The organism is Bartonella sp. ML70XJBT.G, from assembly GCF_028618575.1.
In the GTDB taxonomy this organism is placed as follows: domain Bacteria; phylum Pseudomonadota; class Alphaproteobacteria; order Rhizobiales; family Rhizobiaceae; genus Bartonella.
In genome coordinates, this window is the sequence record NZ_JAQITA010000001.1 from 41,250 (window position 1) to 64,995 (window position 23,746).

The following is a 23,746-nucleotide window of genomic DNA, read 5'->3' on the forward strand; positions in this document are numbered from 1 at the left end:
TATTTCTTTCTGATGCCATTTTTACCCACACGCCACCCCCATCTGTGACGTGCAAGCGAATGGTTTTGATTGATTCTCCATGGGAGAGATTTGAAATGAGATAATCGTGGGATATGGGGGGCGTTTATTCAAGATGAGTAACGATTAATTATCTTTATAAATCAATGCATTGAATTTTATTCCGAGCGTATTTGATAATCCTTAAAAAAAGCAAATTTTATTTTCGGTGCTCGCTCTGCTTCATAATTTAATGAAAAATGGTTTTCTGCTAAAAAAACCGGAGCACCCTCTAGGTCATGGGCAATGGCAGAACGGTGATTGTTCAGAAAATTTTGCAGCTCATCTTTACTCTCTGCTGAAATCCAACGGCATATATTAAAACGTGCTGGTTCAAAATTGACCGGCAAGCCATATTCTATTTTAAGCCGTTCTTTGAGAACATCAATCTGCAAAGCACCAATCACACCAATGAGAGAAGGTGAACCATCATCAGGGATAAATAATTGCACGACCCCCTCTTCCGCCATTTGATGCAAAGCTTCTTTCAATTTTTTTGCTTTCATTGGATCCCCCAAACAAACACGACGTAAAATTTCCGGTGCAAAATTGGGCACTCCCTTAAAGAGGATATCTTCTCCTTCCGTCAAGGTATCACCAATACGCAATGTTCCATGATTAGGAATTCCGACAATATCACCGGCATAGGCTTGATCAGCAATTTGCCGCGAACGCGCAAAGAAAAATTGTGGTGCTGAAAGTGTTAACGGTTTTCCTGTTCGGACTAACTTTGTCTTCATGCCACGTTCAAGTGTTCCTGAACATACCCGAAAGAATGCAATGCGATCACGGTGATTAGGATCCATATTCGCTTGTATTTTAAAGACAAACCCCGTCATTTTAGCTTCCGTGGCAACAATATTGCGTTTATCTGCACTCTGATCACGAGGACTTTGACCAAAATCAACCAGCGCATTAATCAAATCACGAACGCCAAAATTTCGTAAAGCCGAACCAAAATAAACCGGTGTCATATGGCCTTCATGGAAAGCTTGAAGATCAAAATTTTTGCAAGCATTACGTGCAAGTTCTACGCCTTCCATAAAATTTAAACGTTGATATTGGGGAAGCAAATTTGCAACCTCATCAAGCTTAGAGACTATCTGTTGTGTTACCTCATCATCTTTTTGACGAAACCGATTATGATGAAGATCAAAGGTTCCTACAAAATCCTTACCCGTACCAATTGGCCAAGTTATTGGAGCAGTATCAAGAGCGAGTTTTTCTTCAATCTCATCTAAAAGCTCTATAGGATCACGTGCTTCACGATCCATTTTGTTGATAAAAGTAACGATAGGAATATCCCGCATTCGGCACACTTCAAATAATTTCAGTGTTCTAGGTTCAATTCCGCGTGCTCCATCTAGCACCATAATAGCACTATCAACAGCGGTGAGAGTGCGATAGGTATCATCGGCAAAATCCTCATGTCCTGGAGTGTCCAGAAGATTAAAAATGTGATTTGCATATTCAAATGTCATCACGGATGTTACAACTGAAATACCACGGTCCCGTTCGATATGCATCCAATCGGAACGGGTTTGAATACGGTCTTTTTTTGCTTTTACCTCACCAGCAAGCTGAATAGCTCCACCAAATAATAACAGCTTTTCCGTTAGCGTTGTTTTTCCCGCATCTGGATGGGCGATAATTGCAAATGTACGACGCCGTTTTACTTCTTGCACACGCTTTTCCATTATTCCCCCGCAGGTCGTGCAAGCGATTCAGCAATCAGTGCTCGCATTTCATCAATCCCGTACAAGGCAATAAATGATCCCAACCGTGGTCCTCGTTCTTGCCCTAAAAGGACTTCATACAACATTTGAAAAAAGACATTGGAAACACCAGGCCCCCCTTCAGGACTTTTTTTGCTATGGTCTTGATAGCGTTCTGTTAAACGTGCAACATCAAGCAGTGCATTTTGAATCGTATTGCTATCAGCAGTTTTAGGCAAACTAGCTAATTTTGCATCAATTTGCCTTAATGTTGCTCGTTCACTGTCATCTGCTGGTCGAAATTTTTTATTGGGTTTAACAAAAACATCAAAATATTTCAGAGCAAATTGCACCAATTGATCAAGTTCTGGATAAGTTTGTGCATTTGCTCCTTTAGCATAACGAGAAATAAAACCCCAGAGAACCTCTTTATTCTCTGCATTGGAAGCACTTACCAAATTGAGTAGCAAAGCAAAGGGTACAGGCAAATCAACCTGCGGAGGACAACCATTATGGATATGCCATACCGGATTATTAAGCCGCTCTTTCCATTGTTGGCGACCATAAGCCGAAAGATGTGCATAATATTCATCAACAGCTTTGGGGATAACATCAAAATAAAGTCGTTTTGCTGTTTTGGGCTTGGCAAACATATAAAGCCCAAGACTCTCCGTTGGAGCATATGTCAACCACTCATCAATGGTTAAACCATTTCCTTTTGATTTGGAAATTTTCTGACCCTTCTCATCTAAAAAAAGTTCATAGTTAAATCCTTCGGGTGGCTTTCCACCAAGCACTTTGCAAATCTTAGAAGAAAGGTTCGTGGAATCGATAAGATCTTTGCCTGCCATTTCATAATCAACACCAAGCGCTGTCCAGCGCATTGCCCAATCTACCTTCCATTGACATTTCACTTTTCCCCCCGTTACTTCCGTTTCAATGGTTTCTCCTGTTTCAGGCTCAATATAGGTGACCGTGCCTTTCTCAACATTGCGAGCAATCATCGGCACCTGTAATACTTTTCCAGAAAAGGGAGAAATGGGTAAAAAGAGTGAATAAGTAGCGCGCCTTTCTTCACCCAAAGTAGGCATAACAATTGCCATCACCTTGTCATAAAAAGCAAGAATTTTTAAGAGTGTTTCATCAAAACGACCGGAACTATAATAATCGGTAGCACTGGCAAATTCATAATCAAAACCAAAACGATCAAGAAAAGTGCGCAAACGCGCATTATTTGCTGCTCCAAAAGAAGGATAAATATCACCAAAAGGATCTGGGACGCGACTAAGCGGTTGACCAAGATAGCTTTCCATCTTCTCCCGATCAGGCACATTATCTGGAACTTTGCGCAAACCATCCATATCATCAGAAAAACAAAGCAATTTTGTTTTCACTTTATTCTCTGTGAGAATATGAAAAGCATGACGTACCATGGTGGTACGTGCGACCTCCCCAAAGGTACCAATATGTGGCAAACCAGAAGGTCCATAGCCCGTTTCAAATATTATACTTTCTGGATAACCTGTTTTTTCATATCGTTTGATAATCTTATGTGCTTCTTCAAATGGCCAAGCTCTCGATTGAACAGCTGCATCTCTTAATTCTGGCGTAAGGCTAAGGGTATCACAATGATCAGGCGTCATTATCTTTATCCTAAAAAATTAAACTCTTTAATGGTACGGTGTATGGTTCTTGAATTCATTCGTCAATAATAGCAAGCGAAAAGCTGTCAAAAATCTTTCTATCGGGCTCTTGCTATCACTAAGATCAATCTTGTTTTTCTGTTGTATTTTGTTCTATTTTTATATCACTGAAATATAATTATTATTCAATGTCATGGACTCGTTTTTGTTATTGGTATTCTCATTGTTGTTCTTCTAAAGTTTATTTATTACCATCAAAAAGAAATCTTCTAGCATTGAATTGAAAAACAAACCTTTAACCTCTTTTCTAACGCAATACATTAGAAAAATAACAAAATTAAACATGTTATACAAAAAACACCCTTTTATGATATCTGTAGTGAGATTTATTTACACTCTAGAGAACGCGCCGCCAATGTGCGTAAACGCAGGGCATTTAATTTAATAAAACCGGCAGCGTCTTTTGGGTCATAAGCTCCTTCATCATCCTCAAAGGTAACCAATTGACTAGAGTAAAGTGACTTTTGGCTCTGGCGTCCTTCGACAATTACATTACCCTTATAAAGTTTGAGTGTCACTTCGCCTTCAACATTTTCTTGAGATAAATCAATAGCTGCTTGCAACATTTTGCGTTCAGGTGAAAACCAAAAGCCATAATAAATGAGTTCTGCATAACGCGGCATTAATTCATCTTTCAAATGCGCTGCACCACGATCCAATGTCAACGATTCCATTGCTCGGTGAGCCGCCAAAAGAATGGTTCCTCCTGGTGTCTCATAAATGCCACGCGATTTCATACCAACAAAACGATTTTCTACCAAATCTAATCGGCCGATACCATTATCGCGCCCATAATCATTCAATTCAGAAAGTAAATTTGCAGGAGAGAGACTTTTCCCATTGATCGAAACCGCATCACCTTTTTTAAAGCCAATAGTGATTATGGTTGCTTGATCTGGAGCAGCTTCTGGCGAAAGAGTCCGCATATGTACATATTCGGGAGCAGGTATCGCTGGATCTTCCAAAATTTTTCCTTCTGATGATGAATGTAATAAATTTGCATCAACTGAAAAAGGTGCTTCACCTTGTTTATCCCGCTCTATCAAAATTTGATGGGCATGTGCAAAATCAATCAAATCTGTTCGACTCTTAAAATCCCAATCACGCCAAGGAGCAATAATTTTGATATCAGGATTAAGTGCATAAGCAGAAAGTTCAAAGCGTACTTGATCATTGCCTTTTCCTGTTGCTCCATGGGCAATAGCATCGGCTCCTGTTTCCTTAGCAATTTCAATAAGCCTCTTGGAAATAAGTGGACGAGCAATTGATGTTCCCAAAAGATAGGTCCCTTCATAAACGGCATTGGCTCGAAACATTGGAAAGACAAAATCACGCACAAACTCTTCACGTAAATCTTCTATATAAATTTCTTTAACACCCAGCATCTCAGCTTTACGACGCGCAAGTGCCAACTCTTCCCCCTGTCCCAAATCAGCTGTAAAAGTTACAACTTCAACACCTCGTTCACTTTGTAACCATTTCAGAATAATGGACGTATCCAAACCACCTGAATAAGCCAAAACAACTTTTCTCATATTTTGCCACTTTTTCATTTTAAAATTCCGTTTTCTTTTAACTTAGAGATTAAAAAATATGCAAATAAACTCCTTTTGAACAACATTTAAAAGATGCAAAAACATACAAGAATGTGTAAAGAAGCACTTTTTGTAATTTGTAAGAAGTGTAAATTATTTAAACCTCTTTACACAACAACAAAAAGGTTTAAATAGCACTTCTCTCTGATGAACTATCCTAATATAATTTTTTGTGGCATCATTAGCTTGAGCGCCTTTACTGAAAACGAAGAGGTTTATATGTCATTTTTTCCTGAATGGCCTATTTTAATACAATTTTTTGTGGCATCATTGATTTTAGCTCTTATTCCAGGACCTGACATGATGCTCTCTATAGGGCGAACTATTACACAAAGTAAAAAAGCCGGCATTATGTGTGTTCTTGGAAGCGCAACAGGTTTTGTCATTCAAGTGACTGGTGTAGCGCTTGGCCTCTCTGCTCTTATTTTCGCTTCACCACGTGCTTTTTCTCTTCTTAAAATTGCTGGCGCTTGTTATCTTTTATGGTTTGCTCTTCAAGCATTACGTAAACGCTCAACATTTTCTCTTGAACAGAGCTCATCTCAATACAAGAGCTCTAAACGTAACTATCTTGCTGGTATTGGAATTAACCTTTTAAACCCTAAAGTTATTCTCTTTAACGTAACCTTCTTACCGCAATTTATTAATGCGAATGACCCTATGGCAACGCAAAAACTACTTATTTTAGGGCTCTCTTACATCGTTATTTCTCTCCCCATTGCAATTTCTATTGTTTTTATGGCACATAAACTTTTTAAAAATCTCAAGAAAAATCCTTTTTATCTTCGCTTTCTTGACTGGCTTATTGCAGGTACTTTTACCAGCTTTGCCCTTCATCTTCTCATAACAGAAAATTGAGTTTATTGACTACCTACCGCATCTTCAAGCCGCAAACGTTCAGATTTACGTAAACGCTCTGATGCTGATTTAAGTTGACCACATGCCGCTAAGATATCGCGCCCGCGCGGTATTCGAATAGGAGAAGCATAACCTGCTTGATTAACCACATCAGCAAAACGCTCAATTTGTTCCCAATCAGAGCATTGATAATTACTTCCAGGCCATGGATTAAAAGGAATTAAATTGATCTTCGCTGGAATCCCTTTTAGTAATTGAATCAACTGCTTAGCATCATCTAAACTATCATTTATGTCTTTTAACATAACATATTCAAATGTAATTCGTTTGGCATTGGAAAGACCAGGATAATTACGGCAAGCATCCATCAACAAAGCAAGTGGATATTTTTTATTGATTGGAACAAGCATATCCCGAAGTGTATCGTGCACCGCATGGAGCGAAATCGCTAACATAACGCCAATTTCTTCTCCTGTTCGGATAATGCCTGGAACCACTCCACTAGTTGAAAGCGTAATCCGACGTTTTGATAAAGAGAGTCCCTCTCCATCCGAAGCAATCAATAAAGCTTTTTTGACTGCTTCAAAATTATAAAGTGGTTCTCCCATTCCCATCATAACGATATTGGTGATTTTGCGCCCTTCAACAGGAACAATTGCTCCATCAGGTGTATCCTTATCAGGAAAATCACCCAGACAATCACGTGCAACGAGTAATTGCGCTAAAATCTCTTCTGCTGTGAGATTGCGAACAAGTACTTGAGTTCCCGTATGACAAAAAGAACAGGTTAACGTACACCCTACCTGCGATGAAAGACACAAAGTTCCACGCCCCTCTTCAGGGATATAAACCGTTTCAATTTCCACAGGTCTCCCAGCACCGCGCGCTGGAAAGCGTAAGAGCCATTTACGCGTACCATCTTTTGATATTTGTTCTCCAACAATTTCTGGGCGTGCAATGGAAAAATGGCTATTAAGCATCTCTTGCATGGATTTAGAAATATTTCGCATCTCATCAAAATTTGAAACACCACGCACATAAAGCCAATGCCAGAGCTGACGTACACGCATTCGCGTTTGGCGCTCTGGTACACCAACTTCCTTTAAAGCTTGTATCATTTCATCTTGATATAAACCAATTAAAGAGAGCTTAGAATCCTCCTTCACGACAACATGATTTGTTTCTCGTGCTGAACATGAGCCAAAAGGTCTAAGGTCACAGGAAATAGCCATTGTTTCCCAATTTATCCCATAGGTTAGAATTAAAAAGGCCTTAATAGCATTTCTGAGTTGCATTTAATGCTGCGGTTATCCCTTTTAAGGAATAAGTATAGGTGGTCGCAGTTCCCCGTTTTGAAACTGCTTTCACTTTCATATTCATTCCAGCACGCATAGCAGAAACAAGCTGCCTTTCTAGCTCTGATGAGGCTAACCAAGCCGATGAATCTTTCGTGAAAAAATCAAAATCCTTATCTCCAATGGTAACAGTAACTTTTGATCCTTCCTTCAGTGTGTAACCTGCCATGAATTGTGGTTCAAACGAGATAGGAGAATGAGAACGCTTGGTAACTAAAAAGAAATTATCACCATGTTTAACTGTCGTTGGAAGAGACTGTAAAGGTACCGACAACACATAGCAAATAGTCTTTTGGGGTGATTTATAAGAATAGGCTCCCCAAGCTTCAAATTGATTTAAACGACTTGGCGTTTGTGCACACACTGCCCCAAGAGTAACCATAACCATTACAAATACAGCAATAACAGTCTTCTTAAACATCTTCATTTAGCTCACTTCTTTAATCTCTAACAAGATTCTCTTCATCGGAAAAGCTCAACAAAAACTCGTCGATGCCTTCGTGTCGTCGTCTCAATCTTTTCAATAAGCGAAATATCTTTAGGTTCATTCGAACCGTTTCTTCATTTCTAATTATGACCTGCTAGTTGTTACAAAAATATGAATTTTTTGTTCAACAGCAAGAGTAAAAAATAACATTTTGATTTTATGCAATAAACGTTGCTTCTCATGCAAAAACTATTTCTTTAAGCAATTGGAAGTTTAAAAATATACCATCACCTTCTTAAGAAATAAACCGCACTCTTTTACAAAAAACAATTTGCTACAAAATCTTGGCAACATATCCCATAAAAAATATTTCAAATTTCACAGTTTTTTGAATCTCCCTGATAAACTTGATATATTCAACCTTTTGCCTTTATAAAAACTGCTAAATACACACTGTTGTCATCAATTATAGTGTGTCCATACTTTGTCTTCAATATCGTTGAGATACCACTTTCATCATGATCTTAAAGCCCTAAGAGCATAGAGCCCCCGTATCAACCATCGTCAGTTATTTTGCTGTCTTTAATATTATTTAATCGCACTATATGCCTTACCATATCAATTTGCCAATTTTTGAAGTGATTGCTGAAATCTATATGAGCTTCATCGTTTTAATGCACCCGATAACTTGCGTTCTCCTTCACAAAATTTTTTAAAACATTGATTTGATAAATATCGTTGTCTTGTTTGAATGTCATTTATAAAAAAATATCAAACTTTTTTCCACAACCGCTTCTAAATTCTCTCTTATCGTTTTTTGACAACCTCATTAAAGTTCCATTGAACAAGCTTATACACGCATTAAAAATCCTGTTTTTTAACCTCAAATCTGTAATTTATATTCTTTTCCCTATGAAGTCCTTTTTTAATATTGGCCCTCTAACGTAGCTGCTATCTCGTCTAAGTCTATCCTTAAACAGTTAATTTTCCCCATAATCAAAGGATACAGAAACCTTTATCTTTTTTGAGAAACTTAAATACCCATATCATAAAAAAAGACTTAAACCGATTTGATTTATGAAAAAATTCAACTCATCGGTGCTTAAAGAAAGAGTATTTGGAAACATAATCACAAATGCTTTGTAAAGGAAAACAACAAAAGTCAGATGTTATTCCTATCTCTCATTCTTAAAAAATAATTCCCTTAAGATATATGTTAGATATACGTTTTCAAAATTACATGACGCGATCCCCGCTTCTTCGTTTTTTAAATGCACATGGGATTATTTCCTAGCCTATTCTGTGGTGCACTATCCACCATCATACACCACATCATCCTTTAAGCCGCATTCGATTCTGAATTTTGAATCAGTAAAGCATAAAGTCCATGGGCATCAGAAGTGTTGCGCAATTTTTGGACAACATCGCTATGACGTAAAACACGCGCAATTTGCGATAAAGCTTTCAAGTGATCTGCACCTGCATTCTCAGGCGCTAAAAGGAGAAAAACAAGATCAATAGGCTCTTCATCAAGAGCTTCGAAATCGACTGGGCTTTCAAGACGTGCGAATATACCAATAATTCGGTTAATATCCGGTAATTTTCCATGAGGAATAGCAATTCCACCACCCAGACCCGTTGAACCTAATTTTTCACGTTGTAAAACAACATCAAAAATCACATGTTCACTAAGACCTGTCAGCTCTGCAGCTTTTTCAGCCAAAACTTGCAGAACTTGTTTCTTCGAATTCGCCTTAAGAGCCGGAACAATCGCTTCCGGTGCAATTAACTCACTCAAATTCATACTTTAATGTTCCTTTTACATGCTCAAATGCTCACCTACAACTTGTAAACGGTGCTCTTTCAAGTTCTTTCACTTTCTTGCATCATCACATGTGATATTACTTTTCAATTTATAACGGAGGATGGTTTAATTTATTTCCTCTCACTCTCAGTGCGCAAAAATAAATAGCCATTTGGTGCCTCATTAACAGCATGAGAAAACAAGGAAATGACATCGTCTCTAAAATTAATTTCCCTACAATACTAGCAAAAGCCATTATTCATAAATTTATCTATCCTTTAATTACAATAGTGAGTAACAATTCCTCATCCGATTTTTTTCTGTCTTTTAAAAATTAGCTTCTCTAAAATAACAAACATATTAAGGAAAAAAGCACTCTCTTTTGACAAACACCGTGCAGCTTGAACGCCGCTAAGCTACAACAATCTCAAAGGCTCTAAATCATTCAATGGTTACGGTAAAAAGATTCACAGATTTGGTCTAATAGCCACAGCTATACACCCGCTTTAAATACGCAATGCAAGCAAACGAAATATCATAAATCTTATTTGATAACCATAATACATACAACCCATGGCACAACCATCACAATATCCCAAACAGCATCATCGATCTGTTGTTTGATTCGACAGAGAAAATATTATTAATATCTATCCTTTTAACAACATGCGCATTCATTTACAGCTCCATTTACCATTCATTATAAGCTTAATCTAGTGATATCTTTTCCATGGTATCATCAAAAGCAAACTAAACATATAAAACAATGAAATCATTCCATCTCCATGAGAAGTTTTCTACTCTTTAGAAAAATCTCATTTAAGGTTATGATTATAAAAGCAGTTTTGGTACAAATTAAGGTGCGTTTCAGCAAGATTCATATGAACATAATCTTCTTAAAAAAATATTGCTTAACACCATTACAAATGCCTATTTTTCTTTATTCCTCAAACAATTTTATCTACTATCTTTATTTGAAACTCTTAACAACATCGTCATCGTTTTTGCAATGAAGCAATAAATTTTTGATTATGGAACAGAAATGTGTCCCAAGCATATTTTCTAAAGAATCACGCGAAGTTTTATATTCCTCTCATGAATATGTTTGATTTCATAAATGTATAAAAACAGCGCTTATGTCCATTATATTATTCTGTTTAGGGATAAATGAGAGCGCATACAAACTATACAATCAGAGAGAAAATTGATGTCCTAAATAAATTCTGCGCACATCAACATTGTTGATAATATCGTTAGGACAACCGTGAACTAATACTTGTCCAGCATGAATGATATATGCACGGTCGACAAGCCCCAATGTCTCACGTACATTATGATCCGTTATCAAAACACCAATTCCACGTCTCGTTAAATGACGAATAAGCTGCTGAATATCAAAAATGGCGATAGGATCAATTCCCGCAAAGGGCTCATCAAGTAACATAAAATTGGGACGAGAAGCTAAAGCGCGCGCAATTTCAAGTCGTCGACGTTCCCCCCCAGATAAAGAAAGTGCTGGCATTTTGCGTAAATGATCAATTTTGAATTCATGTAAAAGACTGTTTAACTCTTCTCTTCGTTTAAGACGATCTTTTTCGACGATCTCCAAAACAGCTTTAATGTTATTTTCTACCGAAAGACCACGAAAAATAGAGGCTTCTTGGGGAAGATAACCAATACCTAAACGAGCACGGCGATACATCGGAAGATGGGTAATATCAAATCCGTCAATTTTAATGGACCCTCCATCAGACTTAATGAGACCCGTAACCATATAGAAACACGTCGTTTTTCCCGCACCATTGGGACCTAAAATGCCGACAGCTTCTCCAGTACGAACGCCAAAAGAAACACCCTTAACAGTCTGTCTGCCACGATAAATTTTCATTAAATGACTAGCAATTAAAGTCCCTTTTAAGCGCTTTTTTAAAGCTTCACTTGCTAGTTCAGATCTATCTGTCTGTTTTTTTCTTTTGATTCCAAACATGAAACCTTAATGGCCATTCTTTTGACTTTGTTTAAAAATAATAGAAACACGTCCCTTTTTCTTAGACTTTTCACAACCTTCTAGAAAGGCCTTTCCACTTTTCATATCTGCCGTTAATTTGCACCCTGTTGCTACATTATCACCATCGGTTAATACAACATTATTGCCTGTCAAGCTCATTATTTTTGATTTTCCATCAAAAACACCTTTATCACCCGTAGCGATTTGTGTCGCAATTTTTATATAAACCTTTCCTAAAGCTTCCATTTTCTTAACACCCGTTGAACCAAACCAAGCAGGCGATAATGTCTTTGTATCTGTTTGGGCTTTATCAGCAACATTGTGCTTCTTATTATCATAGTAAACAACTAATTTTTCCGTTCGCAGAAGACGTTCACCTTGAGCCACAGAAACATCACCACTAAAAAGCGCTATCCCCTCTTTGTCACGTATTTCTAAAGAATTGGCATAAAGTTCTACCGGTCCTTTGTCATTTGATAAATTAATGCCAAAATGGGCAACTTCAGCATATCCCAAAACTGTTCCAGTCCCTAACATTCCCATGCTCAAAGCCAAAGATCCCCCTATCCATTTTTTGTATGATCCCCTCAGCTTCATTTCATTACTTCTCACTCTTCTTCTCTTCACAGATACGCATATTCCTCTTTCATAAAAATCATTTATGATTCCTATTGATATGACCTTATTATTTATCAATTACTAAATGCACACCGCCATGAAAATAGATATTTTGCCCTTTTTCTCGAATTTGCAAAGCATTTGCTGCAAGATGCAAACCAGCACGCTTAATATTGACACGTTGATCTGTGTTTAATTGCCCTTCAGATAAATTAATATTTGCATCCATAAATTGTGCAATCATGCCGTCATTTGTTGTAATAGTGAATGGCTTATCCAATTGTAAGAAACCTTTTATATTATCGTAAAATCCCCCTTGTGCATCAAGAAAAACCCGTCGCTGTTTACTAATAAGTGTTTCAGCTGTAATGTTTTGCAGCCCAATTATTCCAGAACGTGTAGGATCTTGAAATGCCTTTTCTGCTTTAAGCCAATAAGGTTCATGAGCGCGCGTGTAACCTTCTAATTTGGGATTAAGCATTGTCAATTTCGTTACCTCTTCCTCTTCGTTATTTAAAGTCACAGGCTCAGAAGCCGTAGGCGTAAAGAAAAATGTAAACCAGCAAAAAGCAAGGGCAGCTGCCAATGCTAACAGAGGTAATAAAACCTTTAATATGATAATACGACGCGAATGACGGGATGCTTTTTTAAAAACATCCCCCAAAGGTGATTGTGTCGAAACGGCTTCATAATGATTGTGTACGGACATATTCTCCTAATCTCTTAAATATTCCGTGTTTTTCAACCTGTATAACCTCTCTAAAAGGTATTTTCAAATTTTGTTTCTTGCAATTTGTTTTTTCTTGGTTTTATTCTATTCTCATTCGTTTATATATTGTAATGTGCATGCATGAAATGCACAATGATAGAAAATTTTTTCTGTGTGAAAGTGAGGCTATTTTGGTTAAATCAGAGCTTGTACAGATTATTGCACGTCAAAATCCGCATCTTTTTCAACGTGATGTGGAAAATATTGTGAATGCTATTTTTGAAGAAATTTCAACAGCGCTTGCAAATGGTAATCGTGTTGAACTGCGTGGATTTGGAGCTTTTTCTGTCAAAAGTCGCTCAGCACGTAATGGTCGTAATCCACGAACAGGTGAAGCCGTTGCTGTTGAAGAAAAATGGATTCCTTTTTTCAAAACAGGCAAGGATTTACGTGATCGACTTAATCAATGAGTAAATTCATGACAATTAAACGTATCTTTTTTGCAATTACTTTGCTGATTCCGACAGGGCTTTTGCTTGCTTTTATCATAGCTAATCGTCAAATGGTTACGCTAACGCTTGATCCTTTTCAGACAAACTCAGAAAATTTTACTTACAATGCTCCTTTTTTTATATGGCTCTTTATTTTTTTCGGTCTTGGCATTTTGCTGGGAAGCTTAAGCAATTGGTTTGCATATCATAAATGCAAAAAAGCCCTCAAGAAAAGCAAAGCTGAGCTCGAGAAATTAAAAAAATCAATCACAGATATCGTATGATCTTCATGAAATCTTTTCTTTGTTGTATTCAATACAGCATAAAAAGTGCCCTTTTTCTTTTTTTCTATACATGCTTTAATAGACTATAGCCCTTTGTACTCTTGAGAAAAATTGAAGAGCTTTGGAACATAAACTTGTAAAAACTTGTATCGCGATACCGAATATGCCTGCACAATTCTTTCAATCTTACCATAACGATAGATATCCGCAGGAGAACGTACCTGTTATTTTAGAAACAGGAGCAAGTGCAGATTATGCTCTTCTTGACTCTGGGAATGGACAAAAATTAGAGCGTTATGGAGTTTACCGTATTATTCGACCAGAAGGCCAAGCGTTGTGGAAACCCGCTTTATCACAAAAGAAATGGGCTGATGTCGATGCTCTTTTCACAGGAAATCTTGATGAAGAAGGAGTTGGTCGTTGGCATTTTCCTAAAAAAACACTTGGTGAAACTTGGCCACTTGCTTGGAATGGATTATCTTTTCTAGGCCGTTTTACTTCCTTTCGTCACGTAGGGGTTTTTCCTGAGCAAGATGCTCATTGGCGCTTTATGGAAGAACAAATTGTTAAAGCAACGCGTCCTATCAAATTGCTTAATCTTTTTGGTTATACAGGTATTGCTTCTCTGATTGGTGCACGTGCGGGTGCAAATGTTACACATGTAGATGCTTCTAAAAAAGCCATCGCTTGGGCAAAAGCCAATCAAGACAGAGCAGGATTATTAGATTATCCCATTCGCTGGATTTGTGATGATGCCGTAAAATTTGTCGAACGCGAAATACGTCGTAAAAAAAATTATGATATGATCCTTCTTGATCCTCCTGCCTATGGACGTGGCCCCCATGGTGAAATTTGGCAATTGTTTGATCATTTACCTGCTATGATCACAAATTGTCGTAAACTTCTCTCGGATAAACCTCTTGCCATAGTACTTACCGCTTATTCCATTCGCGCTTCTTTCTATGCCCTTCATACTTTAATGCGTGATGAATTGATAAATCTTGGTGGTACACTCGAATCAGGAGAATTGATCTTACGTGAAGAAACTGCGGGGCGCGCCCTTTCTACTTCTCTTTTTAGCCGTTGGATTGCCTGAACATGTGTATACCCAAAACTGGTAAAGTTAAAGAAATCACCTCTGTTAGCAATCCTCTTATCAAAGACCTGCGCGCACTCAGCCAGAAAAAAAACCGTAATAGAGAAGGTGTTTTCATGGCAGAGGGACTCAAATTGGTCATTGATGCTCTCAATCTCGGTTGGTCAATACAAACACTCATTTTTTCGAAAAGCCAAATTGGTAATAGTTCTATCGAAAATACCGCTGCACGCACTGTAGCCAATGGCGGCTTTGTCATTAAAGCTTCACAAAAGGTGATGGAATCACTAACTAGGCGTGATAATCCACAAACAGTTATTGGTATTTTCAAACAACAGTGGCACCCCCTTGAAACGATTAAAAAACAGGTCAAGGATGTGTATGTTGCGCTTGATCGGGTGCGTGACCCTGGCAATCTTGGCACTATTATTCGTACAGCCGATGCCGTAGGCGCTAAAGGTGTTATTTTGATCGGTGAAACAACAGATCCTTTTTCACCTGAAACCGTTCGTGCAACAATGGGATCAATTTTTTCAGTCCCACTTTATCATTGCGATGAAACTACTTTTTTAAACTGGTCTGATCACTTCAAAGGTACGATTGTTGGTACGCATCTTAAAGGATCTACCGATTATCGTACAATTGATTTTAAACACGGTCCCGTTATACTTCTCATGGGAAATGAAAAACAGGGGTTACCAGAGTCTCTTGCAAATCATTGTGATAAGCTTGCGCGCATTCCACAAAGTGGACGCGCGGACTCACTTAATCTCGCGATAGCAACAGCTATCATGCTTTACGAAATTCGCCGTCCTTATTTAACACTAGAACCATGCGAGACCAGAATATGATACGTAAATCACTGCTTTTTTTTCTTCTTGGTTTGGTGGTGACAATAGGACTTGACCAAGCAGTCAAATACTGGGTTATGCACAATATACCCCTTGGAACAGCACAACCGCTTCTTCCTTTTCTTTCTCTTTATCATGTGCGTAACTCTGGTATTGCATTTTCGTTTTTTTCTTCCTTTTCTCACTGGGGACTTATTGCTATTACGCTTGCTATTATCGTGTTCCTCTTATGGTTATGGAAAAATACTCCATGTGATAGGCCTTTAATGCGCTTCGCTCTTACCCTCATCATTGGTGGAGCAATTGGCAATCTTATTGACCGTATTCGTTTTCACCATGTTACCGATTATATCCTTTTTCATATCGATGACATTTTTTATTTTGCTGTTTTCAACCTTGCTGATAGCTTTATCACACTCGGTGTCATTGTTATCCTTATGGACGAATTGCGTATCTGGATTAAAAGCAAAAGCGCTTCCAATAGCACTTCTTCTCAATAAAAGTGTTTCTTCTTCCCCTCGATAATGGAATCAGAATAAAGCAATATATTATCGGTTTTTATGCATAAATTTCGATTAAAAATTTTTAAACCTACTCATCTCTAAAAGCTCATATCTTTTAGATTTATGCTTCTTCCTTTCAATTTCTTTATATAATTACATGGTTCACATATCAAAGCTTATTCTGATATGTCATTTTTTCCTCTTTCCAACATCTTTGGTAGCAGTTAAAATTGTTCTCTCGCCAAAAGTATGTAAAACTATCATGTTCCCATTCTTTTATGCTCTTACACTTATTCTGATAACATCAGGCAATTTAAAATTGGACCGTGGATAGTATGCACAAAGCTGCAATAATTCTAATAGTGTTTTTTTGCTTTTCTAACCTGTTTATACTTATTTCTCTAAATAGGAAATACAGCTCCTTTGTTGACTTGAAACCCAAAAAACATATTGTTTTTTCTTCTTTTGCTGGGAAATATACTGTCTCTTTTATAAAGTATGGAACTCAATGATAAGGAGAAGAAAGATGAATGAAAAAAATTCGCCTCCTTCGAAAAATTTCCTAAACGCAGATGATCGTTCTTTTCTATTGAGTTCGCGTGCTTTTGCACCTCTGTTTTGGAGCCAATTCTGTGTTGCTTTTAATGACAATTTCGTTAAAAATACTTTAGTTTTTCTCATTATCACATGTGGTACTTTAGAATACCAACCAAGTCTCATTAGCTTAACAAATGGCGTTTTTTCACTCCCTTATCTTCTATTTTCTGCAACAGGAGGCCAATTAGCTGATTGCTTTAGTAAGGCAAAGGTAGCTCGTTTGATTAAATTCTTTACTCTCTTTATTGCTTTAGCAACCGCGGGCTCTCTTTTTCTATCTTCTATCAGTTTGCTGATGATATGTTTATTCCTTTTTAGTTCTGCTTCGGCACTTTTTGGACCCATTAAGTATGCAACATTACCAGATCATATGGCAAAATCTCACTTACCACGTGCCAATGCATGGATAGAAACAGCAACATTTATTGCTATTTTATTAGGAACATTGTTGGCTGGCCTTAGTTTCGATTTTCAAAACCAAACACAAATTATTCCAGCAATCATTATAATAACTTTTGCTCTCTTTTCTTGGGTTACAAGCTGCTTTATGCCAGAAAACATTCCTGTACAATCGAACTTTATTGTTGATTATAACATCATACGTGCCACTAAATCTATTCTTAAACACTGTATCCAAGAAAAGCGCTTACTGATTGTAAGCCTTATGATCTCGTGGTTTTGGTTTATAGGAGCCACACTGTTATCCATCATTCCAATACTCACTGCTTCTCTCAATTGCCTTCCCAATGGAACTATCATATTTTTAACATTGTTTTCCATTTTTGCTGCTGTTGGTTCTGCGATGGTGGCTTGGCTTTCAGCGGAACGAATTAATTTATTATTAGCAGTTATGGGAACTTTTATCTTTGGCCTTGTTTGTTTAGACTTAAGTGTTGTTCTTAACGATATTTATCCCAAATTAAAAGCTGAAAAGCTTATTGATTTCTTTTCTCATCCGAAATTATTGCATATTATGTTTGATTTTGCCTTGGCAGCAATTTCAAGTACTTTTCTTGTAGTTCCTGGATTTTCTGCACTGCAAGCTTGGGCTAAACCTCATAAACGCGCACGTGTTATTGCTGCTAATAACATCCTCAACGCTGCTATTATGGTTATAGGAGCAGGTATTATCACTTTTATTCAATATCTTGGTGCTTCAATTGATAAGATCGTTCTTATTCTTGGTATCAGCTCTCTCATAACTGCAATTGCTACACTAAAATATTTGCCCACGGATTCTCTTCGCGACTTTATTTTTATTTTTTTCCGATTATTTTTTCGTTTAGAAATCAAAGGGATAAAAAATTTTTCCAAAGCTGGAAAATCCCCCATTCTTGCTTTTAACCATCTCTCTTTTCTCAATGTTTTTCTGGCTCTTGCTCTTTGTGAAATCATAAACTTGCGAAACCCAGTTATTATTATTGACGCTCATACTGCAAAACTTTGGTGGATGCGTCCGTTTGCTCAATATATCAATGCTTATCCTATTGATCTCACTAAACCATTTACAAATCGCTCTTTTATAAACACCCTCATGCAAAAAAAGCCTGTTATTGTTTTTTTCGAAAAAAATATCTCTGTGACGAAAGACTTCATGAAAACTTCTGAAAAGAGCGCCATCATCATTGATAAAGCAATAGTGGTTCCTATTAAAATTTATGGTTTTAAAAAATCTTTTTTTTCAAATTTTTCTGATATTCATAGACGCCGTAAAATTTTTCCTAAAATAACAGCTGTCATCTATAAGCCTGTTGATTTTAACAAGGTATAAAAAGTCTTGCCCACCACTTAACTTATTGGAAAATAATTATTTCATATCGTCGTTTTAACTGCAGAATTAAAGTAATCAATTTATTCAAAATTTGTTAAAAACTCTCATAATCATAGAGTATCTACAAACATGACTAAAACTTCTTTTCCTTAAAAGAGCAAATTCATGAGGAAGAACAATAAAAATATTAAAAATTCTATAGACCTTATAAATTATGAATTCATAGCTCTTATAAATTCCCTTTGGCTCTAAAAACTGCTGCCCTTACTCTAAATATTATAAGCATTTTGCTGACTACCAATGAAGCTATACAAAAATAAATTTCTGGTATGTGTTCTTTAAGAAAACATCACGAAAATAATTTCTTCCACTTTGTAAAAATTTACTAAAAAGATTTAAATCCTTAATCAAATGTCTTCCTTCATTACCAATTTGTAAGGTTTCTTGCCAAGAGAAGTCTCTTGTAATTTTAAAATAAATCTCCATAATAAGGAAAGGTATGCTGGAATTTCGCCAGCGGCGCCTGGAGTTGTTGGTATATGCTAAATAATAGCTTATACAAAATTGCTGTTATAATGGCAGAGATTCTTTTAAACTCCAAAATCTGGCGGAACATATACTAAAGGACTTTATATTATGGCTGATTTCAAAAATTTACGTTCGGCGTCTGTTTCCCATGCCGATGCATCAATTGATCTAGGATTGCGCAGTTATATGCTGGGTGTCTATAATACAATGGCCATTGGTTTGCTGATTACAGCCGCTGCTGCTTATGCAGTTGCATCATTAGCAATGACAACAGATATGAGCCAGGCAGCCGCTCAGATCAATAGCAGTGTTTACTTAACTCCCTTTGGAGTAACATTTTACACATCGCCACTTTCTTATATTGTTATGTTTGCACCACTTGTGGCGGTATTCTTCCTTAGTTTCAAAATAAACACTTTGAGTACAAGTGCAGCCCGTAGCCTCTTTTTTGGTTATGCGGCTCTCGTTGGATTCTCCCTCTCTTCGATTGTTTTGCGTTATACAACGGAAAGTATTGTACAAACCTTTGTTATTACTGCAGCATCTTTTGGGGCTCTTTCACTTTATGGTTATACGACAAAGCGCGATCTTACAGCAATGGGATCATTCTTTTTTATAGGGTTGGTCGGTTTGATGCTTTCCATGTTTGTGAATATCTTTCTTGCATCAAGTGCCTTGCAATTTGCTATCTCCGTGATTGGTGTACTGATCTTCGCTGGTCTAACCGCTTACGATACACAGAATATTAAGTTGATGTATTATGAAGGAGATCAAGGCGATACAAAGGGGCGTAAAATTATTATGGGAGCTCTTAGTCTTTACCTTGATTTTATCAATATGTTTGTCTTTTTGCTGCAGTTTCTCGGCTCAAACCGTGACTGATTGTAAAAAACAGTGCCTCATTAAAAACCTTGTTTCTTAAAAGAAACAAGGTTTTTTGCTTTTAATGCAAACTTTTATTTTTCCCTTTGATGCACCAACCTTCATAAAATGACAAAAATGCCTTACAAGCAAAGATTTTCTCAGTTTTCCGCATTGATCCAGCAAAAGCTTCCTCGCTCTTTTTTAAATGCTATCCATAGTCATTCGCGTCATAAGGCAAATATAATCAATCAGAACAATCATTACGATCTTACCGTTGCATCCTATAATGTTCATAAATGTGTCGGTATTGATAAAATTTTTAATCCTACGCGTATCGTACGTGTTATTACTGAACTCCAAGTTGATATTCTTGCTCTTCAAGAAGTAGATAAACGTTTTGGTGAACGGGTTGGTTTGATTGATCTTCAACTGTTAAAAAATGAAACAGGTCTTACTCGAGTACCCTTAAATACCATGTCACCTGATGGTCATGGCTGGCACGGTAATGCTCTTTTTGTACGAAAAGGACATGTACGTGATATCTTACAAATCACGCTTCCTGGGATTGAACCACGTGGCGCTGTGATTGTAGAGCTAGAAATGAACGTAGGCCTTATTCGTATTATTGCCGCTCATTTTGGCTTATTACGTCATTCTCGCAATCAACAAACAAAAACGCTTCTTGCTCTTCTGCAAAAACGCTCTCTCATGCCCACACTCCTCATTGGTGATTTTAATGAATGGCGAACAGGAAAAGGTTCCTCTTTAAAGCATTTTTCTCCCTATTTTGATAGCACACTTGGAACTGTACCAAGTTTTCCCTCTCGCTTTCCTTTTCTCGCTCTTGATAGAATTTTTGCTTTTCCTCATCAATTAGTGACAAATATTGAAAATCATTCTTCACCGCTTGCACGCATTGCCTCGGATCATTTGCCTATTAAAGCTTATCTTGATCTTGCCAATGCAATGACCATTCTTAAAAACAAAATAAACGAAAAAGACTAATGTGCTTCATCCCAATTTTGTGCAATCATGACTTTTACTTCAAGGGGTACTGATAAAGAGAGAACAGGCATTGTGGCATTTTCCATAACCTTTTTAACAACAGCCATGGTTTTCTCACTCTCGTCTTCCGGTACCTCAAAAATCAGTTCATCATGCACTTGAAGTAACATTTTTGCTGACAATTTCTCTTTTTGCAAAGCATCTTCCATGTGAATCATGGCACGGCGAATAATATCTGCCGCCGACCCTTGAATCGGTGCATTAATAGCAGCGCGCTCATTAAAAGAACGAACTTGTAGATTCGCTGCTTTTATTTCTGGATAATGGATACGACGTCCAAAAATTGTTTCTACATAACCATTTTGACGTGCAAAGATTTTTGTTGTTTCCATATAGTCTTTAATTCCTGGAAACCTTTCAAAGTAGAGTTGAATATAACGCCCCGCTTCCTGCCGTGAAAGACCCAATTGGTTGGCCAATCCAAAAGCTGAAATGCCATAAATAATACCAAAATTAATCGCTTTTGCACGCCGTCGTACATCTGATGGCATGCCCTCTATCGCTACTCCAAACATTTGTGATGCTGTTATAGCATGAATATCCTGCCCCTTAGCAAAGGCTTCTTTTAATGCCTTGATATCGGCAATATGTGCAAGAATACGCAATTCAATTTGACTATAATCTGCCGAAAGCAAAACATGACCTTTTGGAGCAACAAAAGCTGTGCGAATTTTACGTCCCTCTGTCGTCCGTACTGGAATATTTTGCAAATTTGGTTCTGATGATGACAACCGCCCCGTTGATGTTGTTGCTAAAGAATAATTCGTATGAACCCGCCCTGTTTTTGGTAAAATATAAGAGGGTAAAGCATCTGTATAAGTCGATTTTAGTTTTGCAAGTTGACGCCAATCTATAATTTTACGTGGTAAAACATGACCTTCAGCTGCTAATTCCTCTAAGGTTTGTGCAGAAGTTGACCACTGTCCACCCTTGGTTTTACCTCCTCCAGGTAATCCCATTTTACCAAAAAGGACATCACCTAATTGCTTTGGTGAAGCAATATTAAATTTCTCATCTGCCAGCTGATATATTTCCTCTTCTAGAACAGCAGCAGCTTGCGCTAATTCTCCTGAAAGGCGCAACAGAATCTGTCTATCAACAAGAATGCCACGTTCTTCCATTCTTGCAAGAACTTCTATCAGTGGCTTATCAAGACGTTCATAAATTTTCGTCATGCCTTGAGAGACAAGTTGTGGTTTTAAAACTTGCCACAACCGAAGCGTTACATCCGCATCCTCAGCAGCATAAAGCGTTGCCTGTTGCAAATCTACCTCTGCAAAAGAAGTAATCTTTTTTCCGTTATATGTTAAATCCTTGAAGGCAATCGGTTTGTGTCCAAGCCAACGCTTAGATAAATCGTCCATATTATGGGTTAATGTTCCTGCATCTAAAGCATAAGACAACAGCATGGTGTCATCAAAACAGCGTATCACGATACCATATTGTTTCATCACTAACCAATCATACTTTATATTCTGACCAATTTTTAAAATCGCTTCATTTTCTAAAAGCGGTTTTAAAAGAGCCAAAGCCTTCTCGGTTTCAATCTGTAAAGCAATACGCCCTCCTCCCAAAAGATCATCTCCTCCCTCAACATGTTCAAGAGGTATATAAGCTGCTTTTTCCGGTTGTAATGCTAATGAAAAACCAACAAGCTTTGCTTGCATGGGATCAAGTGATGTTGTTTCCGTATCAAAGGCAAAAAAGCCTTGCTCTTCTGCTTGCCATAACCATTCTTGCAAAATTTTTTCATCAAGAATCGTTGTATAAGCATCTCTTGTCATTTTTTGAGTTAATGCTTGATCTTTACGTTTTTCTGCTAACTGCTGGGGAGAGTTCTCTGAAAAATTATAGGGAAGTGCACTATCTTCCTTTTTTGTATCAGAATCACGCTCATACTCAGGCTTTTCCCACTCAACATCTATATCAATCGCATCAATAGCTGATGCCACACATGTCGTTGCTTCTGCCACACGACGCGTGAGTGTTGAAAATTCCATAGCTTTAAGAAAACCAATTAAACGTGGACCATCTTGGGGTTCCAAAATGAAATCATCTAAATCATTGTCTATAGGGACATCTGTTTTAAGACGAACAAGCTCACGAGAAATTTTAGCCTGTTCACTATATGCTTGAATATTTTCGCGCCGTTTTGTTTGTTTTATTTCTGTCACACGCTCTAACAAAAGATCAAGAGAATCAAATTGATCTAGTAATTGGGCAGCAATTTTGGGACCAATACCTGGAATACCTGGTACATTGTCCGTTGTGTCTCCAATTAAAGCTTGCAAATCAATCATTTTTTCAGGTGTAACACCCCATTTTTCTATAACTTCAGAAATACCTATATGTTTGTCTTTCATTCCATCATACAAAGAGACATGGGTATTTACGAGTTGCATAAGATCTTTATCCGAAGAAATAATGGTTGTTTTTGCTCCAACCTTTGTTGCCAATGTTGCATAGGTGGCAATGAGATCATCCGCTTCAAATCCTTCCTTTTCTATACAAGGCAAATTAAAAGCCTTTGTGGCTTGGCGTATTAATGCAAATTGAGGAATAAGATCTTCTGGTGGTTTTTCCCGATTGGCTTTGTATTGTGGATAAATTTGTTTTCTAAAAGTATCCGATGAATAGTCAAAAATAACGGCAAAATGTGTTGGAACAACACCCGTAGTGGTATTGCGTGCATCACAAAGCAATTTCCACAGCATATTACAAAAACCAGCTACAGCGCCTACAGGAAGTCCATCCTTTTTGCGCTTTAAAGGCGGTAAAGCATAGTAAGCACGAAAAATATAGCCCGACCCATCAACCAAAAAAAGATGATCTGTTGCTTTCATGACA

The 23,746-nt window shown here is 37.4% G+C and carries 19 protein-coding genes; 9 read left to right on the forward strand and 10 right to left on the reverse strand.

Features of this window, described 5'->3' with window-relative positions; genetic code table 11:
* Window positions 1-176: 176 nt before the first annotated feature.
* From PVV64_RS00100 to PVV64_RS00110, 3 genes are all read right to left on the reverse strand, one after another.
* A complete protein-coding gene (locus tag PVV64_RS00100) occupies window positions 177-1,754 on the reverse strand; it encodes a peptide chain release factor 3 (protein WP_273759054.1) in 1,578 nt (525 codons plus the stop codon).
* Window positions 1,754-3,415: a lysine--tRNA ligase gene (locus PVV64_RS00105; RefSeq protein ID WP_273759055.1), complete on the reverse strand. Its 1,662-nt coding sequence runs from the start codon at window positions 3,413-3,415 to the stop codon at window positions 1,754-1,756. The genes PVV64_RS00100 and PVV64_RS00105 overlap by 1 nt, the downstream gene beginning before the upstream one ends.
* Before the next feature lie 386 nt (window positions 3,416-3,801).
* Window positions 3,802-5,028 (reverse strand): argininosuccinate synthase, encoded by a 1,227-nt coding sequence (locus tag PVV64_RS00110; protein ID WP_273759056.1) that lies wholly within the window; start codon window positions 5,026-5,028, stop codon window positions 3,802-3,804.
* A 261-nt stretch (window positions 5,029-5,289) separates the two neighbouring features.
* Between PVV64_RS00110 and PVV64_RS00115 the strand changes: the two genes are divergently transcribed.
* The gene (locus tag PVV64_RS00115) at window positions 5,290-5,928 is read left to right on the forward strand and encodes a LysE family translocator (RefSeq protein ID WP_273759057.1); all 639 of its coding nucleotides are present in this window, start codon (window positions 5,290-5,292) and stop codon (window positions 5,926-5,928) included.
* 2 nt (window positions 5,929-5,930) lie between these two features.
* Here the strand turns inward: PVV64_RS00115 and rlmN are convergent, their stop codons facing one another.
* The 6 genes from rlmN to lptC all read right to left on the reverse strand — a co-directional run bounded on the left by rlmN (window position 5,931) and on the right by lptC (window position 12,849).
* Complete coding sequence (rlmN, locus tag PVV64_RS00120) at window positions 5,931-7,160, reverse strand: 23S rRNA (adenine(2503)-C(2))-methyltransferase RlmN (RefSeq protein WP_273759270.1); 1,230 nt, start codon at window positions 7,158-7,160, stop codon at window positions 5,931-5,933.
* A 40-nt stretch (window positions 7,161-7,200) separates the two neighbouring features.
* Window positions 7,201-7,710 carry an invasion associated locus B family protein gene (locus PVV64_RS00125; protein ID WP_273759058.1) on the reverse strand — a complete coding sequence of 170 codons (510 nt, stop codon included), beginning with the start codon at window positions 7,708-7,710 and terminating at the stop codon, window positions 7,201-7,203.
* A gap of 1,339 nt (window positions 7,711-9,049) precedes the next feature.
* On the reverse strand, window positions 9,050-9,514 hold the full coding sequence (gene ptsN, locus PVV64_RS00130; protein ID WP_273759060.1) for a PTS IIA-like nitrogen regulatory protein PtsN: 465 nt from the start codon (window positions 9,512-9,514) through the stop codon (window positions 9,050-9,052).
* Window positions 9,515-10,706: 1,192 nt separating this feature from the next.
* Window positions 10,707-11,501, reverse strand: coding sequence for an LPS export ABC transporter ATP-binding protein (gene lptB / locus PVV64_RS00135; RefSeq protein ID WP_273759061.1), 795 nt, complete (start codon window positions 11,499-11,501; stop codon window positions 10,707-10,709).
* A 6-nt stretch (window positions 11,502-11,507) separates the two neighbouring features.
* On the reverse strand, window positions 11,508-12,119 hold the full coding sequence (locus PVV64_RS00140) for an LptA/OstA family protein (protein ID WP_273759271.1): 612 nt from the start codon (window positions 12,117-12,119) through the stop codon (window positions 11,508-11,510).
* 88 nt (window positions 12,120-12,207) lie between these two features.
* A complete protein-coding gene (gene lptC, locus PVV64_RS00145; RefSeq protein WP_273759062.1) occupies window positions 12,208-12,849 on the reverse strand; it encodes an LPS export ABC transporter periplasmic protein LptC in 642 nt (213 codons plus the stop codon).
* A 191-nt stretch (window positions 12,850-13,040) separates the two neighbouring features.
* Between lptC and ihfB the strand changes: the two genes are divergently transcribed.
* The 8 genes from ihfB to PVV64_RS00185 all read left to right on the forward strand — a co-directional run bounded on the left by ihfB (window position 13,041) and on the right by PVV64_RS00185 (window position 20,839).
* Entirely contained in the window at window positions 13,041-13,319 is a 279-nt protein-coding gene (gene ihfB, locus PVV64_RS00150; RefSeq protein WP_208442056.1) for an integration host factor subunit beta, read from the forward strand.
* An 8-nt stretch (window positions 13,320-13,327) separates the two neighbouring features.
* Window positions 13,328-13,624 carry a lipopolysaccharide assembly protein LapA domain-containing protein gene (locus PVV64_RS00155; RefSeq protein WP_273759063.1) on the forward strand — a complete coding sequence of 99 codons (297 nt, stop codon included), beginning with the start codon at window positions 13,328-13,330 and terminating at the stop codon, window positions 13,622-13,624.
* A 163-nt stretch (window positions 13,625-13,787) separates the two neighbouring features.
* Complete coding sequence (locus PVV64_RS00160; RefSeq protein ID WP_273759272.1) at window positions 13,788-14,720, forward strand: class I SAM-dependent methyltransferase; 933 nt, start codon at window positions 13,788-13,790, stop codon at window positions 14,718-14,720.
* A 2-nt stretch (window positions 14,721-14,722) separates the two neighbouring features.
* The gene (locus PVV64_RS00165) at window positions 14,723-15,571 is read left to right on the forward strand and encodes an RNA methyltransferase (RefSeq protein WP_273759064.1); all 849 of its coding nucleotides are present in this window, start codon (window positions 14,723-14,725) and stop codon (window positions 15,569-15,571) included.
* Complete coding sequence (gene lspA, locus PVV64_RS00170; RefSeq protein ID WP_273759065.1) at window positions 15,568-16,071, forward strand: signal peptidase II; 504 nt, start codon at window positions 15,568-15,570, stop codon at window positions 16,069-16,071. The genes PVV64_RS00165 and lspA overlap by 4 nt, the downstream gene beginning before the upstream one ends.
* A 529-nt stretch (window positions 16,072-16,600) precedes the next feature.
* Window positions 16,601-18,442, forward strand: coding sequence for an MFS transporter (locus PVV64_RS00175; RefSeq protein ID WP_273759066.1), 1,842 nt, complete (start codon window positions 16,601-16,603; stop codon window positions 18,440-18,442).
* A 636-nt stretch (window positions 18,443-19,078) separates the two neighbouring features.
* Window positions 19,079-19,852: a Bax inhibitor-1/YccA family protein gene (locus PVV64_RS00180; RefSeq protein ID WP_273719657.1), complete on the forward strand. Its 774-nt coding sequence runs from the start codon at window positions 19,079-19,081 to the stop codon at window positions 19,850-19,852.
* 108 nt (window positions 19,853-19,960) lie between these two features.
* A complete protein-coding gene (locus tag PVV64_RS00185) occupies window positions 19,961-20,839 on the forward strand; it encodes an endonuclease/exonuclease/phosphatase family protein (RefSeq protein ID WP_273759067.1) in 879 nt (292 codons plus the stop codon).
* Here PVV64_RS00185 and polA read toward each other — a convergent pair.
* Complete coding sequence (gene polA, locus PVV64_RS00190; RefSeq protein WP_273759068.1) at window positions 20,836-23,742, reverse strand: DNA polymerase I; 2,907 nt, start codon at window positions 23,740-23,742, stop codon at window positions 20,836-20,838. The two genes, PVV64_RS00185 and polA, sit on opposite strands and share 4 nt — an antisense overlap.
* Between the last annotated feature and the right edge of the window lie 4 nt (window positions 23,743-23,746).

What these genes read in the sequence shown, in the direction of transcription:
- PVV64_RS00100 (WP_273759054.1), bottom strand. Translation starts at nt 1,754, where the DNA reads ATGGAAAAGCGTGTGCAAGAAGTAAAACGGCGTCGTACATTTGCAATT.
- PVV64_RS00105 (WP_273759055.1), bottom strand. Translation starts at nt 3,415, where the DNA reads ATGACGCCTGATCATTGTGATACCCTTAGCCTTACGCCAGAATTAAGA.
- PVV64_RS00110 (WP_273759056.1), bottom strand. Translation starts at nt 5,028, where the DNA reads ATGAAAAAGTGGCAAAATATGAGAAAAGTTGTTTTGGCTTATTCAGGT.
- PVV64_RS00115 (WP_273759057.1), top strand. Translation starts at nt 5,290, where the DNA reads ATGTCATTTTTTCCTGAATGGCCTATTTTAATACAATTTTTTGTGGCA.
- rlmN (WP_273759270.1), bottom strand. Translation starts at nt 7,160, where the DNA reads ATGGCTATTTCCTGTGACCTTAGACCTTTTGGCTCATGTTCAGCACGA.
- PVV64_RS00125 (WP_273759058.1), bottom strand. Translation starts at nt 7,710, where the DNA reads ATGAAGATGTTTAAGAAGACTGTTATTGCTGTATTTGTAATGGTTATG.
- ptsN (WP_273759060.1), bottom strand. Translation starts at nt 9,514, where the DNA reads ATGAATTTGAGTGAGTTAATTGCACCGGAAGCGATTGTTCCGGCTCTT.
- lptB (WP_273759061.1), bottom strand. Translation starts at nt 11,501, where the DNA reads ATGTTTGGAATCAAAAGAAAAAAACAGACAGATAGATCTGAACTAGCA.
- PVV64_RS00140 (WP_273759271.1), bottom strand. Translation starts at nt 12,119, where the DNA reads ATGAAGCTGAGGGGATCATACAAAAAATGGATAGGGGGATCTTTGGCT.
- lptC (WP_273759062.1), bottom strand. Translation starts at nt 12,849, where the DNA reads ATGTCCGTACACAATCATTATGAAGCCGTTTCGACACAATCACCTTTG.
- PVV64_RS00155 (WP_273759063.1), top strand. Translation starts at nt 13,328, where the DNA reads ATGACAATTAAACGTATCTTTTTTGCAATTACTTTGCTGATTCCGACA.
- PVV64_RS00160 (WP_273759272.1), top strand. Translation starts at nt 13,788, where the DNA reads ATGCCTGCACAATTCTTTCAATCTTACCATAACGATAGATATCCGCAG.
- PVV64_RS00165 (WP_273759064.1), top strand. Translation starts at nt 14,723, where the DNA reads ATGTGTATACCCAAAACTGGTAAAGTTAAAGAAATCACCTCTGTTAGC.
- lspA (WP_273759065.1), top strand. Translation starts at nt 15,568, where the DNA reads ATGATACGTAAATCACTGCTTTTTTTTCTTCTTGGTTTGGTGGTGACA.
- PVV64_RS00175 (WP_273759066.1), top strand. Translation starts at nt 16,601, where the DNA reads ATGAATGAAAAAAATTCGCCTCCTTCGAAAAATTTCCTAAACGCAGAT.
- PVV64_RS00180 (WP_273719657.1), top strand. Translation starts at nt 19,079, where the DNA reads ATGGCTGATTTCAAAAATTTACGTTCGGCGTCTGTTTCCCATGCCGAT.
- PVV64_RS00185 (WP_273759067.1), top strand. Translation starts at nt 19,961, where the DNA reads ATGACAAAAATGCCTTACAAGCAAAGATTTTCTCAGTTTTCCGCATTG.
- polA (WP_273759068.1), bottom strand. Translation starts at nt 23,742, where the DNA reads ATGAAAGCAACAGATCATCTTTTTTTGGTTGATGGGTCGGGCTATATT.